The 13,595-nt window shown below is 66.9% G+C and carries 12 protein-coding genes; 8 read left to right on the plus strand and 4 right to left on the minus strand.

All coding sequences use genetic code 11. The annotated features are described in order from the left end of the window. Positions 1-43: 43 nt before the first annotated feature. Together NCR34_RS17225 and NCR34_RS17230 are read left to right on the plus strand one after the other, a co-directional pair. Positions 44-883, plus strand: coding sequence for an ABC transporter permease (locus tag NCR34_RS17225; RefSeq protein WP_502800100.1), 840 nt, complete (start codon positions 44-46; stop codon positions 881-883). Then, positions 880-1,800, plus strand: a complete 921-nt coding sequence (locus NCR34_RS17230; protein ID WP_250500642.1) for an aldose epimerase family protein — start codon at positions 880-882, stop codon at positions 1,798-1,800. Before NCR34_RS17225 ends, NCR34_RS17230 begins: the two co-directional genes overlap by 4 nt. 13 nt (positions 1,801-1,813) lie before the next feature. Here the strand turns inward: NCR34_RS17230 and NCR34_RS17235 are convergent, their stop codons facing one another. Then, positions 1,814-2,266 (minus strand): response regulator, encoded by a 453-nt coding sequence (locus tag NCR34_RS17235; protein ID WP_250500643.1) that lies wholly within the window; start codon positions 2,264-2,266, stop codon positions 1,814-1,816. 178 nt (positions 2,267-2,444) lie between these two features. On the opposite strand from NCR34_RS17235, the gene NCR34_RS17240 reads away from it, so the two are divergent. Together NCR34_RS17240 and NCR34_RS17245 are read left to right on the plus strand one after the other, a co-directional pair. Further along, positions 2,445-3,140, plus strand: coding sequence for a response regulator (locus NCR34_RS17240; protein WP_175941781.1), 696 nt, complete (start codon positions 2,445-2,447; stop codon positions 3,138-3,140). Positions 3,141-3,276: 136 nt separating this feature from the next. Continuing rightward, positions 3,277-3,819, plus strand: a complete 543-nt coding sequence (locus NCR34_RS17245) for a hypothetical protein (RefSeq protein ID WP_250500644.1) — start codon at positions 3,277-3,279, stop codon at positions 3,817-3,819. Between the two features lie 14 nt (positions 3,820-3,833). On the opposite strand, the gene NCR34_RS17250 is transcribed toward NCR34_RS17245, so the two are convergent. Beyond that, positions 3,834-4,184, minus strand: a complete 351-nt coding sequence (locus tag NCR34_RS17250) for a hypothetical protein (protein WP_250500645.1) — start codon at positions 4,182-4,184, stop codon at positions 3,834-3,836. A 295-nt stretch (positions 4,185-4,479) separates the two neighbouring features. On the opposite strand from NCR34_RS17250, the gene mprF reads away from it, so the two are divergent. Both mprF and NCR34_RS17260 read left to right on the plus strand, forming a co-directional pair. Beyond that, entirely contained in the window at positions 4,480-7,077 is a 2,598-nt protein-coding gene (mprF, locus tag NCR34_RS17255; RefSeq protein ID WP_250500646.1) for a bifunctional lysylphosphatidylglycerol flippase/synthetase MprF, read from the plus strand. Beyond that, positions 7,074-8,363, plus strand: coding sequence for a virulence factor family protein (locus tag NCR34_RS17260; protein WP_250500647.1), 1,290 nt, complete (start codon positions 7,074-7,076; stop codon positions 8,361-8,363). Before mprF ends, NCR34_RS17260 begins: the two co-directional genes overlap by 4 nt. A gap of 138 nt (positions 8,364-8,501) precedes the next feature. Here NCR34_RS17260 and NCR34_RS17265 read toward each other — a convergent pair whose 3' ends face one another. Both NCR34_RS17265 and NCR34_RS17270 read right to left on the minus strand, forming a co-directional pair. Beyond that, entirely contained in the window at positions 8,502-9,011 is a 510-nt protein-coding gene (locus tag NCR34_RS17265) for a DUF1993 domain-containing protein (RefSeq protein WP_248323323.1), read from the minus strand. Between the two features lie 97 nt (positions 9,012-9,108). Further along, positions 9,109-9,291, minus strand: a complete 183-nt coding sequence (locus tag NCR34_RS17270) for an oxidoreductase-like domain-containing protein (protein ID WP_250500648.1) — start codon at positions 9,289-9,291, stop codon at positions 9,109-9,111. A gap of 273 nt (positions 9,292-9,564) precedes the next feature. Here NCR34_RS17270 and NCR34_RS17275 point away from each other — a divergent pair, with 273 nt between their 5' ends. Both NCR34_RS17275 and NCR34_RS17280 read left to right on the plus strand, forming a co-directional pair. Beyond that, the gene (locus tag NCR34_RS17275; protein ID WP_250500649.1) at positions 9,565-11,988 is read left to right on the plus strand and encodes a penicillin acylase family protein; all 2,424 of its coding nucleotides are present in this window, start codon (positions 9,565-9,567) and stop codon (positions 11,986-11,988) included. Positions 11,989-12,059: 71 nt separating this feature from the next. Next, positions 12,060-13,529 carry a M20 family metallopeptidase gene (locus tag NCR34_RS17280; protein ID WP_250500650.1) on the plus strand — a complete coding sequence of 490 codons (1,470 nt, stop codon included), beginning with the start codon at positions 12,060-12,062 and terminating at the stop codon, positions 13,527-13,529. The last annotated feature ends 66 nt before the right edge of the window (positions 13,530-13,595 follow it).

Below are 13,595 nucleotides of genomic sequence, written 5' to 3' on the forward strand. Positions count from 1 at the left end.
CGCCTGGCAGGCCCCCGCGCCGACTCAACGCTCCAGCAAGAACATGAAACAGCAAGCGAGCCTGCGCGACCGTGTGTGGAAGGCGTTCGTCTGGGTCACGATGGGCTTCTTCCTGCTGAACGTGCTGCTTCTGATCGCGACGGTCGCGGTGAACTCCGTCGCGACGCGCTGGTTCGGCACGCTGCTGCCGCAGGGCTTCACGCTGCACTGGTACGCGCAGGCGTGGAGCGACTTCCAGTTGTCGAGCGTGCTGCTCGTGACGCTCGAAGTAGTGGGCACGGTGGTGCTGCTGTCCATCGTGCTCGGCGTGCCCGCGGCGTATGCGCTCGCGCGCGTGCAGTTTCCCGGCAAGCGCTTCGCGATGCTCGTGTTCCTGCTGCCGCTGATGGTCCCGCCCGTGACCTACGGCATCCCGATGGCGACGGTCATGTACAAGTTCCATCTCGCGGGCACGCTGACCGGCGTGATTCTCGCGAATCTGGTGCCTGCGCTGCCGTTCGTGATTCTGGTGATGACGCCGTTCATCGAGCAGATCGATCCGAATCTGGAATCCGCCGCGCGCATTTTCGGCGCGAACACCGTGCGCTATTTCCGCTACGTGCTGTTGCCGCTGCTCGTGCCGGGCATGCTCGCGGCGGGGCTGCTGGTGCTGGTGCGGACCATCGGCATGTTCGAGCTGACGTTCTTCACCGCCGGGCCGACGACCCAGACGCTCGTCGTCGCGCTTTACTACGCGGTGTTTTCGACGGGCGTGCGCGCGCCGCAATCCATCGACGCGATGGCGATGATCTACATGGCCATCACGCTGGTCTGGGTGTTGATCGCGCTGCAATTCGTGAGTCCGACGCAACTGGTTTCGCGCGTGAAGGAACAACGGCAGTGACGTCTTCCAAGCCGATGCCGATGCGTCCGGTCGTCGAGTTGCTCGCCGAGCCGCGGCTTCGCGTAGCGAACGGCGCGCATGTGATCGAGGTGGCGCCGGCCGCTGGCGGGCGCATCACGCGCTTCACGACGCACGACGAAACCGGCGCGCATGACTGGCTCGTGCCGATCACCGCGTCGAGCTGGCCGTGCGACGCGTGGCCGAAGGGCGGCAGCTATCCGCTCGTGCCGTTCTCGAACCGCGTGCGCGATGCGCAATTTCCCGCGCCCGGCGGCGAGCGCGTGACGCTTGCGACGTTCCCCGGCATGGCGCACGCGCTGCATGGCTTCGGCCAGTACGCAGCATGGCGCGTCGAACGTCACGATGCCGATTTCATCGAACTGCGTTATGCGCATCGCGAGGGCGAGCACGGCTGGCCGTGGGCGTTCGACGCGATCCAGACGATTCAAGCGGCCGCCGACGGCGCACATTTGTCGATGCGCGTCGTCAACCGCTCGGCGCGTCCGATGCCGGCGGGCTTCGGTTTTCATCCGTATTTCGCGGCGCTCGAAGCCGAACTCGATGCCGCGACGCTCTGGCGTCACGAAGCCGAGATCGCGGTGGGACCATCGGACGAGCATCCGCTGCGCCGTCATGTGAAAGAGTCGGGCGGCTATACGCGGTATGTGAGCGGCTGGGACGGCCGCGCGACGCTTTTCTATGCCGATGGCCGCGCGCTCGCGCTCGAAGCGGACGGCGCGCTGGGACATGCGGTCGTGCATTGCCCGGCAGGCGGCGGGTATCTGTGCGTGGAGCCGGTCTCGCATGTGAGCGACGGCTTCAATCTCGACGCGCACGGTATCGGCGGAACGGGCGTCGTCGTCATTGCGGCGGGAAGCGAAGTGTCCGCGTCGCTCGCCATGAGACCGGGGCGCTGAACCGGCCCGCCGCTCACCGCGCGAGCGGCGCGGTAAAGAACGCATCGACCAGATCGACGATGCGCCAGGTCGAGCACGGACGCCTGCAATGCGCGTCGAAACCCGCGTCCTTCAGCTTCTGCACCGGATCGGCAGGCCACACGTTGCTCATCGCGACGAGCAAGCGCCCCGTCACGTCGGCGTCCATGCGCAGCGTGCGAATGAAGACATAGCCGGGATCGCTGTCCAGAGCCGTATCGAGCACGAGCGCCTGCGGCTGCCAGCTATGCAGCAGCGCGCGCACCGACGCCAGATCCTGCGCGTGGATGACCTGCAAGCCTTTGAGCCGAAGCTGCACCGCGAGCGAATCCGCGATGGACTTGTCCTTGTGCGCAATCAGCACGCGCCGCGCGGAGTCGCCCGGGCGCGCGCGCTTGATGCGCCAGAGCGCGAACTCGCTTTCGTTGTCGGATGAGCGGGGTGGCATCGCGTTCTCCTCTTCGTGACGGATGCGTCGAGTGTCGGCCGGCGGCGCGCCGCCCGACACCCGGCGGCGGCGGGGAACGGCGAAGATTCTGGGAGACTGCCGAACGTATCCCTTCGAATGGAGGGGTTCGATCGATGACGGGCGCGCGTAATATCGGAAGCGTTCTCGGGGACTCGCAATGGAAAACGGCTATTTCAAAACAGTATTGCTGGTAGAGGACGAAGGGCTCACGCGCAGCGCGATGAAGACGCTGATCCTCGCGAACGAGCCCTTGCTCGAGATCGACGAAGCCGATGGATTCGAGCAGGCGAAAGCGAAGCTCTCGGCGAATTCGTACGATCTCATGTTTCTCGACTATCACTTGCGCGGCCAGGCCACCGGCATGGACCTGCTCAACTGGATACGCGAGGAGGAGCGCGAGGTTCAGACCATCATGCTGTCCGCTCAGGACGACCGCGATACCGTGCTGGAGTGCATCCGAAACGGCGCGTGCGGTTTCATCTCGAAGGGCAGCGAGCAGGGCGCGAGCGTGTTTCGCGAAGCCCTGAAGACCATTCTTAACGGGCGCGTCTATCTGCCGAACACGGTGCTCGGCAAGGGCGGCCACAGCCCGAAGCCCGTCTCGACGCACGCGGGCGTCACCATCGAATCGCTCGATCTTCCGCCGCGCCTGACCGAAACGCTGCGCTATCTGCTGCAAGGGCTGTCGAACAAGGCGATCGCGCGCAAGATGAACATCAGCGAGAACACGGCCAAGGAATATTCGAGCGACCTGCTCGCGCGCTTTCATGTCACGCGGCGAACCTTCCTGATCGTCGAAATGGCGCGGCGCGGCATCGAAATGCCGATGGGCAACACGTCGTCGGCGTCTTGAGCCGTTCTTCGCGGCACGGCGGCGTCGCGCGCGCACCGCGTCCCCTTTTCTCAAAACTCCGAGGATTCGCACCGGAATGGTAAGGTAGACCCCGGTTTATTTTGAGATGGGAAACGCGCAGGTGAAGAGCAGGTCGATGACTTACGGAACGAAAGGCGTCAGCGCGGCATTCGCGCTGGCAACGGCGGTCGCGCTCGCTGCATGCGCGCCGCTGCCCGATCAGCAGAAGAGCGCCGACGCGGCCGCGGCTGCCTCGGCGGCGCAAGCCGCGCAGGCAGCCTCGGCAGCCGCAGCGGCGAAGGCCGCCGCGCAGCCTTCGGGGCCGACGGAACAGCGCATCGTGGTCGGCGGGGCGAACGGGTATCGCGTGACCGTCAAGACGACGCCGCCCGCGCAGGTTTGCGACAACGCCGCCTTCGCGGACGGCGTGCGCTACGGCTATGCGCTGACATGGAACAGGCTCGTCGGCGAGGCCGTGCGTGAGAACGGCGGCAAGGCGCTCAAAACCAAGCTCGGCAAGTTCGACCCGTCCGCGATCCACTCGCAAGACGATCAGTACAAGATCCAGTGGGACGGCAAGCAGCGCACCAACGCGTGCGCGTCCGACGGCTATCTGATCGGGCGGATCGTCGGCACGCACCTCGCCGGCGTCGACATGCGCAACGGCAAGCCGTCGTAAGTACGCGGCGCGCTTCAGTCGCAGGCGTGCGCCGCCGTGACATAGCGGCTGCCCGCCGCGCTGTCGCCGTAGATCGTGTAGCCGGTGCCGTACGCCGCCGGCTGCGCGACCACCAAAATGGCCGATGAGCCGCCCTGTCCCGGAACCGAGACCGCCAGCGAATCGGGGCCGAGGCCATATTCCCGCACGCGCGGCGCGATGGGCGTCCACCGCGCCTTGACGCACTTCGTGAAATCCAACGTCGCGAGCGTCGACGCGCCCGAGCCGATCGGCACGGTTTTCAGCAGCGCGTCGTCGGTGCTGACGCAGCCGTTGAGCGCCAGCGCGAAACAGACTGCCAACGTGCTTGTGACACTTTTTCTCATATTTCCGATGCCTTTGGTGGTGTTATCCGCTTAGTCTTCTCGCCGATGATGCGCGGCGCGCTCGTATTGAAGCAGCCTTCGCTCCCGACGCTTTCCCGAATATCGGTCAAGTTGGGTCAACCGTAGCCGTTATACAGGCGTTTCTTACGCGGAAACCGTTTTGTATGGCGAGCCGCAGGCGAATACCGACGCGGCGCGCCCACTGTGCATCATGCGCCGCCCCCGATAACAACGATTTGCGCCGCAGCCGGCAGTGTCATCGCCGGATCGCGGCGCGAGCAAGTCCAGAAAACGCATGTCTCGCAGAAAGTCGTTCACCTCGCTTCGCGCCAGTCGCACGTTCGGACGCTCTTGCTTCGCGCGTCTCGATCTCCAACGGTTCGCCGCGCCCGCGCTCACGGTTCTCGTGTGCGCGCTGCTCCTCGTCGTGTTCCAGCATCTGTCGCATACGGTCGATTACAAGTCGGTCGTGCGCTCGCTGCGGCTGCTCTCGCTGCAAGCGTGGGGCGCGGCGCTGTTCGCCACCGCGCTGAGCTTCGCCGCGCTCGTCGGCCGCGATGCCGTCGGCTTGCGGCACATCGGCGTCGCGGTGCCGCGTTCGCTGCTGTGGGTCGGCGCGACGGTCGGCTCGGCGCTCGGCAACGTCACGGGCTTCGGCGCGCTGACGGGCGGTGCGGTGCGCTGCCGCGTCTATGGCGCGGCGGAAGTGACGCCCGCGCAGGTCGGCCGGCTGTCGATCTTCACGGGCGTGACGCTCGCGCTTTCGCTCGCGTTCATGGCGGCGCTCGGCATGCTGTGCTCGGCGGGCACGGTGGCGAGCATGCTGCATCTTTCGCCCGCGATACTGCGCGTGCTCGGCGCGGCGCTGCTCGCGGTGTTCGTCGCGATGCTCGTCTTCTGCGGACGCGAGCAGCGCACGCTGCGTTCCCGCTGGACGTGGCTCGCGTTCACGGTGCCGACGCGCCGCGACTTCATCGCGCAGACGGCGCTCGCCGTCGTCGACGTGCTCGGCGCGGGACTCGCGCTCTGGGCGATGCTGCCGGGCGCGCACGTCGGCTTCGGCGAGTTCATGACGGTGTTCTCGACGGCGATGCTGCTCGGGATGATCGGCCATACGCCGGGCGGCGTCGGCGTGTTCGAAGCGGCGATGGTGTTCGCGCTCGGCCGCAACGTCGCGACGCCGGACGTGCTCGCCGCGCTCCTCGCTTATCGCGCGATTTATTTCGGTCTGCCGCTGATTCTCTCGGCCGCCGTGATGGCCGCGTTCGAAGGCCGCGCGCTGAAAGGCCGCTTCGCGTTTCTGCACCCGCGCCGCGTGTCGTCGCTCGCGCCGTTGTTCCTCGCGATCGTCGCGTTCGCGGCCGGGTCGATGCTCGTCATCTCCGGCGCGACGCCCGCGTTCAAGATGCGCATCGCGCTCTTGCAGACCGTCATTCCGCTGTGGGTGCTGGAAAGCTCGCAACTGCTCGGCAGCGTGATGGGCGTCATGCTGCTTTTCGTCGCGCGCGGGCTCATGCGCCGGCTCGACGCCGCGTGGTGGGTCGCGCTGATTCTCGCGGTCGCGAACTTCGCGCTGTCGCTCGCGAAGGGGCTCGCATTCATCGAAGCGGGCGTTCTCGCGTTTCTCATCGCGCTGCTCGTCTTGACGCGCGAGCGCTTCAACCGCCGGGCGTCGCTGTTCGCCGAGCGGTTCACGGCGACGTGGCTCGTTTCCGTCGGCATGGTGATGGCGGTCGCGGTATGGATCATGTTCTTCGCCTTCCGCGACGTGCCGTACAACACGGACCTGTGGTGGCAATTCGCGTTCGACGAGCGCGCGCCGCGTGCGCTGCGCGCGACGCTCGCAGCAGGCGTGTTCGCGTGCGCGTTCGCCGTCTGGCAATTGCTGCGTCCGGCGGCGGGCCGCTTCGAGATGCCCGCGCCGCAGGACCTCGCCGATGCCGCGCGCATCTTCCGCGCGCAGGAGCGCAGCGACGCCGGCCTCGCGATGATGGGCGACAAGAGCTTTCTGTTCTCCGAGTCGCGCGAGGCGTTTCTCATGTACGCGAAGCACGGCCGCACGTGGGCCGCGCTGCACGATCCGGTCGGCCCGCGCAGCGAGTGGGCGGGGCTGATCCGCCGTTTCGTGGAACTCGCGCATTCGCACAACGGCCGCGCCGCGTTCTATCAGGTGCGCGCCGACGCGCTGCCGCTGTATCTCGACGCCGGTCTCACGCTGATGAAGCTCGGCGAGGAAGCGCACGTCGCGCTGTCCGAGTTCGACCTGAAGGGCTCGCACCGCGCGCATCTGCGCTATGCGCTAAAGCGCGGCGAACGCGACGGGTTCGATACGGAACTGATCGGCCCGGACCGCATCGCGGAAAGCATGCCGATGCTGCGCGAGATTTCCGACGACTGGCTCGACAGCCGCTCGGCGCGTGAGAAAAGCTTCTCGGTGGCGGCGTTCAACGAAGAATATCTCGCCGCGCAGTCGGTGCTGCTCGTGCGTCAGCAGGGCGTGCCGGTGGCGTTCGTCACGTTCATGACGACGGACCTCAACACCGAAGCGACGGTCGGCGTGATGCGTCACGTGGCGGAAGCCTCGTCGTATGCGATGGAGTACCTCTTCACCAAGCTCGCGCTGCATCTGAAAGAGGCGGGGTTCAAATCGCTGTCGCTCGGCATCGCGCCGTTGTCCGGCATGGAGCCGACGCCGCTCGCGTCGCACTGGCATCGGCTGGCGGGGCTCGTATGGCGCTTCGGCGGACGCTTCTACAACTTCCGCGGCCTGCGCGGATTCAAGAGCAAGTTCCAGCCGCACTGGGAGCCGCGTTATCTCGCGGCGTCCGGTTCGGTCAGCGTGTTTCTCACTTTGGCGGACCTCTCGTTGCTGGCGGGAGGCTGGCGTTCATGAACAAGTTTGGCAAGAAACTGGCGGCGCTCGCGGCGGCCGCCGTCTGCGGCGTCTCCCTGATCGGCGCGGCGCACGCGAACACCGTTTCGGGCGGCCGCTACGGGCAGGTCACGGTGACGAAACCGGCTGGCGCGATGACGGGCTTCGTCGTCCTGTTGTCGGAGGAGAGCGGCTGGAGCGAGTCGGACCAGCAAGCCGCCGATGCGCTCGCGGCCAAGGGCGCGATGGTCGTCGGCGTCGACACGCCGCGCTACGCCGCGCGCCTTGCGGCCGAGAAGAAGGAGACGTGCCACAACCTCGTCGGCGATGCCGAGAACATGAGCCACCAGCTCGAACGCACGGTAGAGACGAGCCGCTATTTCTCGCCGATCTTCGCCGGCGCGGGCCAGGGCGCGACCGTCGCGGAACACGCGCTCGGCCAGGCGCCGGACAACACGGTGGCGGGCGCGGTGTCGCTCGCGCCGGAGGCCACGCTCGACGCGCGCTTCAAGCCGTGTCCGCCTGACCCGACCATCATCCACATGAAGGGCTTGCCGGGCTTCATGGAACGCGCCGCGTGGCAGCCCGGACGCAACAAGGCCGAGACGCTCGTGGCGATGACCGCGCCGCACCTGATCAAACCCGAGGCGCCTGCTGCGAACGACGTGTCCGATCTGCCGCTCATCGAACTTCGCGCGTCGCAGCCGACTGACTTGCTCGCGATCGTCATTTCGGGCGACGGCGGCTGGCGCGACCTCGACAAGACGATGGCGCTCGCCCTTCAGCGCGACGGCGTGTCGGTGATCGGCATCGATTCGCTGCGTTATTTCTGGAGCGAGAAGTCGCCGCAGCGCACGGCAGCGGATATCGCCCGCGTGGTGCGCACCTACAGCGCGCGCTGGCATACGAGCCACGTGGCGCTCGTCGGCTACTCGTTCGGCGCGGACGTGATGCCGTTCGCGTACAACCGTCTGCCCGACGACGTGCGGCGCCAGGTCTCGTATATCTCGCTGATGGGCTTCGCGCCCGAGGCCGATTTCCAGATTCGCGTGACCGGCTGGCTCGGCATGAAGGCAAGCGACAAGGCGCTCAAGGTGAAGCCGGAGCTCGCGCAACTGCCGCCCGCGATGGTCCAGTGCATCTACGGCGAAAAAGAAGACGATACGCTGTGTCCGGCGCTGACGAAGACGGGCATCGACGTGGTGAAGCTGCCGGGCGATCATCACTTCGGCGGCGACTACGACGCGCTCGCGCGCCGCATTCTGGCCGGCTGGCGCAAGCAGATCGCTGCGAAGCAAGCGGCGTGAAATTGGCGCAACGACGGCCGGTTCGATTGAGCCGGCCGTTTCGCTGATTGGTCAACTCGACGACTGCGCAGCGTCTTTTGCTTCAGCGTGTGCGTCCGTATCGGGCGCGGTCGACGCGTGTTCCTCTCTGCGTCGACTTCACTTCAGCGGCCCCAAATAATCCCGCTTGCCGATGGGCGCGCCAAGGTGGCGCAAGATGTCGTGAGTCGTCGCGACGTGAAAATAGAAGTTCGGCAATCCGAAGCCGAACAGATAATCGACGCCCGAAAACGACGGCGAAAAGTCCGGAAACTTGAGCGTGACGGTGCGCGTCTCGCTACCTTCCATCGTCGCTTCCTGGATGCTCTTCAAGTAAGCGATCGTCTTCGCGATGCGTTCCTGCAATGCCGCGAAGCTGTCCTCGTTGTCCTCGAACTTCGGCGCATCGACGCCCGAAAGACGCTGCGCCGAGAGCTTCGCGGTGTCGCTCGCGCGCTGGATCTGCGCGGCGAGCGGCAGCATGTCGGGCGCGAGCCGCGCGGCGATGACATCGGCGTGGGCGAGGCCTTTTTCGTCGGCGAAAGCGGCACCTTTCTCCAATAGCGACGAGCAGACTTCCAGCCCGCGGATAAACACCGGAATCGACGCGCGATACATCGAGAGGGACATGGTCTTGCGCTCCTTGACGTGATGCGGACCGTTGCGGCCCGGGTAGTGATGGGCGACAAGCATAGCGCCCGGCGCGGCGCTGCGCACGAACCGCCGGCTACGGCCGCGCGTGCCGCGCCTCCCACTCGCGCAATTGCGCCTGATAGCGTTCGAGCGCCTCCTGATAGATGTCGAACACGCAAGGATTGCAGCCACTCTGGCAGCAATCGCCCGGTGCGGGGCGCTCGGGCGGCGTGGGGCGCGGGTCGTCTGAGGGAGCGTTGGGATCGTGATTGCGCATTGAGCTTGGATTTCGGTTCATCGGACGCGACTGGCGGCTGCGTTCGCAGGCCGCCACGTTTTGGCGGGCCGACAGTTGAGCTTGAGCCGCCGGTTCATCCGACGCAAGCGCAAGCCGTGCGTGCGCAGACACGTCCGACTGAGCGGCTCCCAACGGCAAACTCAACGGCTAACTTTTGGCGGGTTCATCATTCGCTCAATGCGATACTGCCGCGAACGTCGCGAACGCAGTTGCGGCATTCGACCCACTCGACTGGACCGAAGGACTCCCTCGATGAACCAGACCATCAGGCTCGCGATCTTCGGCGCGCTATTGAGCGCGGTGCTCGCCGGCTGCGCGTCGTCGCACGACGCGTCCGACCGGGCGGGCGCCGCGCCGGGCAAGGAGACGCCATACAGCGCCGAAATCCGCCGCACGCAGTCCGGCATTGCGCACGTCCGCGCCGCCGACTGGGGCAGCCTCGGTTTCGGCTACGGCTATGCGCAGGCGCAAGACACGCTCTGCACGCTCGCCGATGGCTTCGTGACCTATCGCGGCGAGCGGTCCGCGTACTTCGGCGCGGACGCCCGCCTGCCGAGCGGATCGACGTTCGGCCAGCCGCGCAATCTGGACGCCGATTTCTTCTTCCGCTTAGTCGACGATCAGGCCGCCGTCGACCGTTATCGCGCCGCGCAGCCGCCCGAGTTGCGCAATCTCGTCGATGGCTTCGCATCCGGCTACAACCATTATCTGGCCGATCTGAAAGCCGGCCAGTTTCCCGGCGCGCACGCCGCTTGCCGCAGCCAGCCGTGGGTCGAGGACATCGAGCCGGACGACATCTACCGCCGCGTGATCGCGGCGAATCTGGCGGGCGGATCGGCGCGTTTCGTGCAGGCCATCGCGGCTGCGCACCCGCCGAAGCCGGGCGCGCAGCCGCCGGCCGCGTCGCTGGACATGAGAGAGCGGCGCGACGCCGTCGGCGACATGCCCGGCCTCGGCAGCAACGCGCTGGCGTTCGGCGCGCCGATCACGCGGGAGAAGCGCAGCATCCTGTTCGGCAATCCGCACTGGTCCTGGCAAGGCCCGGACCGCTTCTATCAGGCGCAACTGACCATTCCCGGCCGCCTGAACGTGGCGGGCGTGTCGTTTCTCGGCATGCCGCTCGTCGTGCTCGGCTTCAACGAAAACATCGCGTGGACGCATACCGTTTCGACGGGCCGCCGCTTCGGCCTCTTCGAAATGACGCTCGATCCCGCCGACCCGACGCATTATCTCTTCGACGGCGCGAGCCAGCCGATGACGCCCGTGCCGCTCACCGTGCGCGTGCGCCGCGCGGACGGCTCGCTCGAATCGGTGTCGCGCACGCTGTATCGCACGCGCTTCGGTCCGGTCGTCGATCTGTCGGCCATGAACGCCGGCCTCGGCTGGAACGCGCAGCGCGCCTACGCATTCGCTGACGTCAACGCGGACAACGTGCGCAGCTTCGAGAACTTCTTCGCATGGGACCAGGCTCGCTCGCTCGACGATTTCATCGCGATACAAAAGCGGTACAAGGCGATTCCGTGGGCCAACACGTTCGCCATCGGCCGGGGCGACCCGCGCGCGTGGTTCGCGGATATCGGCCCGATTCCCGGCGTGCCCGATGCGCTCGCCGACGCCTGCACGACGCCGACCGGCCGCGCGCTGGCGAGCCGGATGCCCGGCGTGCCTGTCCTCGACGGCTCCAGAACTGCGTGCACATGGCGCAGCGATCCGGCGAGCGCGCAGCCGGGCACATTGCCGGTTACTCAATTACCCAGCATGCTTCGCGGCGATTACGTCGGCAATTTCAACGACAGTTACTGGCTCACGAACGCGAACGTCCCGCTCACCGGCTACGCGCGCGTGCTCGGCGCGACGCGCTACGAGCAGTCCATGCGCACGCGCTACGGGCATCTGCTCGCGGCGCGCCTGCAGCGCGAGCCCGGCGGCGTGACGCGGGGCGCGGTCGAGCAGGCCGTGCTGGAGACGCACTCGTTGTCCGAGCAGTTGTACCGTCAGCCGGTGCTCGATGCCGTCTGCACGCCGGGCGACGCGATGAGTTCACTCAACGACGCCTGCGACGTGCTGCGCAACTGGAACGGCACGGCCGATATCGACGCCCGCGGCGCGAATCTATGGGACGAGTTCTGGCGGCGCGTCACGAAGCTCGCGCCCGAGACGCTGGCCGCGACGCGCTTCGATCCGGCGCGCCCGCTGGCGACGCCGAGCGGCCTGAAAACGGACAGCCCGGAGGTCGTGCAGGAGTTGCGGCAGGCGCTCGGCGGCGCGGCGCTCTCGCTGCGGCTCAACGGTTTCGCGCTGGATTCGCGGCGTGGCGACCTGCTCTACACGACGCGCAATGGCGCGAACGTGCCGCTCTACGGCGGCTGCGACGACGCCGGCTACTTCACGGTAGTCTGCGCGGGGCGTCCGCTCGATCCGAAAGGGTATTCGATGGACGCGAACGGTCACGGCGACAGCTACATGCAGGTCGTCACGTTCACGGCCGACGGCGCGGCGGGCGTCGAGGCGGACACCATGCTCGCGCCGTCGGAATCGGACGATCCCGCTTCGCCTCGCTCGGGCGACGCCACGCGTCTGTTCGCGGCGAAGCACTGGCAGCGGTTCCCGTTCACCGACGAGGCCATCGAAGCCGATCCGGCGCTGACGCGCATCGTCGTCAACGGCGCGCGCTGAGATCGCGAGACGCTTCGCGAGCCGGAAGTTTCCCGTCTATGATGGAGGTTTGCCCGCATGGAATCTCTGTCATGACTACTGGCGACAGCACACCGCAAGAAGAAGCAGTCCGGCTCGACGCGTCCGCCCTGCAGGCGTTCGTCGACCGCAAATGGAACGACGAGATCGTTCCGGCGCTCACCGATTACATCGCCGTTCCCGCCAAAAGCCCGATGTTCGACGTCGACTGGGCCCGCCACGGCTTCATCGAGCGCGTGGTCACGGACGCCGTCGACTGGGTGAAGGCGCAGCCGGTCAAAGGCTTAAAAGTCGAGATCGTGCGGCTGACCGGGCGCACGCCGGTGATTTTCTTCGAAGCCCCGGCCACGCGCTCGGGCAGCACCGAAACGGTCGTGCTGTACGGCCATCTGGACAAGCAGCCGGAGTTCGAAGGCTGGCGCAGCGATCTGGGTCCGTGGACCCCGAAGCTGGAGGACGGCAAGCTCTACGGGCGCGGCGGCGCGGACGACGGCTACGCGACCTACGCCAGCATCACCGCGCTGGCGGCGCTGGACGCGCAGGGCGTCGAGCGGCCGCGCTGCGTCGGCATCATCGAGACGTGCGAGGAGTCGGGCAGCTACGACTTGCTGCCGTACATCGACGCGCTGCGCGACCGGCTCGGCGACGTCGGACTCGTGATCTGTCTCGATTCGGGCGCGGGCAACTACGATCAGCTCTGGCTGACCACGTCGCTGCGCGGGCTCGTCGCGGGCGACCTCGAAGTGCAGGTGCTCGAAGAAGGCTTGCATTCGGGCGGCTACGGCGGCATCGCGCCGTCGACGTTCCGCATCATGCGGCAACTGTTCGAGCGCTTAGAGGACGCCGCCACCGGCAATCTGCTGCCGAAAGACTTCCACTGCGCGATTCCGGCGCAACGGCTGCGCGAAGCGGAAGCCACAGCGCAGATTCTTGGCGACGATGTCTGGAAGAAGCTGCCGTGGAGCTGCGGTCAGGATGGAGGCAGTGTGCTTCCGACCACCACCGATCCGAAGGAAGCGCTGCTGAACTCGACGTGGCGGCCGTCGCTGACCGTGACGGGCGCAGCCGGCCTGCCGCCGCTCGCGGACGCCGGCAACGTGCTCGCGCCGCGCACCGCATTCAAGCTGTCGCTGCGCCTGCCGCCGCTCGTCGAGGCGACGGAGGCGGTCGCGCAGTTGAAGTCCTTGCTCGAATTCGATCCGCCGTACAACGCGAAGGTCACGTTCAAGCCGGAGGCGGGCGCGGCCACGGGCTGGAGCGCGCCGGAACTCGCTCCATGGCTCGCGTCGTCGCTCAACGACGCGTCCCGCCGGCATTTCGGCGCCGATGTCGCGTACATCGGTCAGGGCGGCACCATTCCGCTGATGAATACGCTGAAGGAAGGCTTCCCGCGCTCGCAGTTCATGGTGTGCGGCGTGCTCGGCCCGAAATCGAACGCGCACGGACCCAACGAATTCCTGCACGTGCCGTATGCCCGCAAGCTGACGGCGGCCGTGGCGGAAGTGATCGCGGCTGCGCCCTGAGCTTTCTTTGTACGGTTGTAGGACTGACGCCCGCGCTTGCGGGCGTTTTCTTTGGTTTGGCTGAAA

This window comes from Caballeronia sp. GAWG1-5s-s, assembly GCF_023631445.1.
Classification (GTDB): domain Bacteria; phylum Pseudomonadota; class Gammaproteobacteria; order Burkholderiales; family Burkholderiaceae; genus Caballeronia.

Bases quoted from the DNA above. Each gene is read 5' to 3' on its own strand.
- NCR34_RS17225 (WP_502800100.1), top strand. From the start codon at position 44: ATGAAACAGCAAGCGAGCCTGCGCGACCGTGTGTGGAAGGCGTTCGTC.
- NCR34_RS17235 (WP_250500643.1), bottom strand. From the start codon at position 2,266: ATGCCACCCCGCTCATCCGACAACGAAAGCGAGTTCGCGCTCTGGCGC.
- NCR34_RS17240 (WP_175941781.1), top strand. From the start codon at position 2,445: ATGGAAAACGGCTATTTCAAAACAGTATTGCTGGTAGAGGACGAAGGG.
- NCR34_RS17245 (WP_250500644.1), top strand. From the start codon at position 3,277: ATGACTTACGGAACGAAAGGCGTCAGCGCGGCATTCGCGCTGGCAACG.
- NCR34_RS17250 (WP_250500645.1), bottom strand. From the start codon at position 4,184: ATGAGAAAAAGTGTCACAAGCACGTTGGCAGTCTGTTTCGCGCTGGCG.
- mprF (WP_250500646.1), top strand. From the start codon at position 4,480: ATGTCTCGCAGAAAGTCGTTCACCTCGCTTCGCGCCAGTCGCACGTTC.
- NCR34_RS17260 (WP_250500647.1), top strand. From the start codon at position 7,074: ATGAACAAGTTTGGCAAGAAACTGGCGGCGCTCGCGGCGGCCGCCGTC.
- NCR34_RS17265 (WP_248323323.1), bottom strand. From the start codon at position 9,011: ATGTCCCTCTCGATGTATCGCGCGTCGATTCCGGTGTTTATCCGCGGG.
- NCR34_RS17270 (WP_250500648.1), bottom strand. From the start codon at position 9,291: ATGCGCAATCACGATCCCAACGCTCCCTCAGACGACCCGCGCCCCACG.
- NCR34_RS17275 (WP_250500649.1), top strand. From the start codon at position 9,565: ATGAACCAGACCATCAGGCTCGCGATCTTCGGCGCGCTATTGAGCGCG.
- NCR34_RS17280 (WP_250500650.1), top strand. From the start codon at position 12,060: ATGACTACTGGCGACAGCACACCGCAAGAAGAAGCAGTCCGGCTCGAC.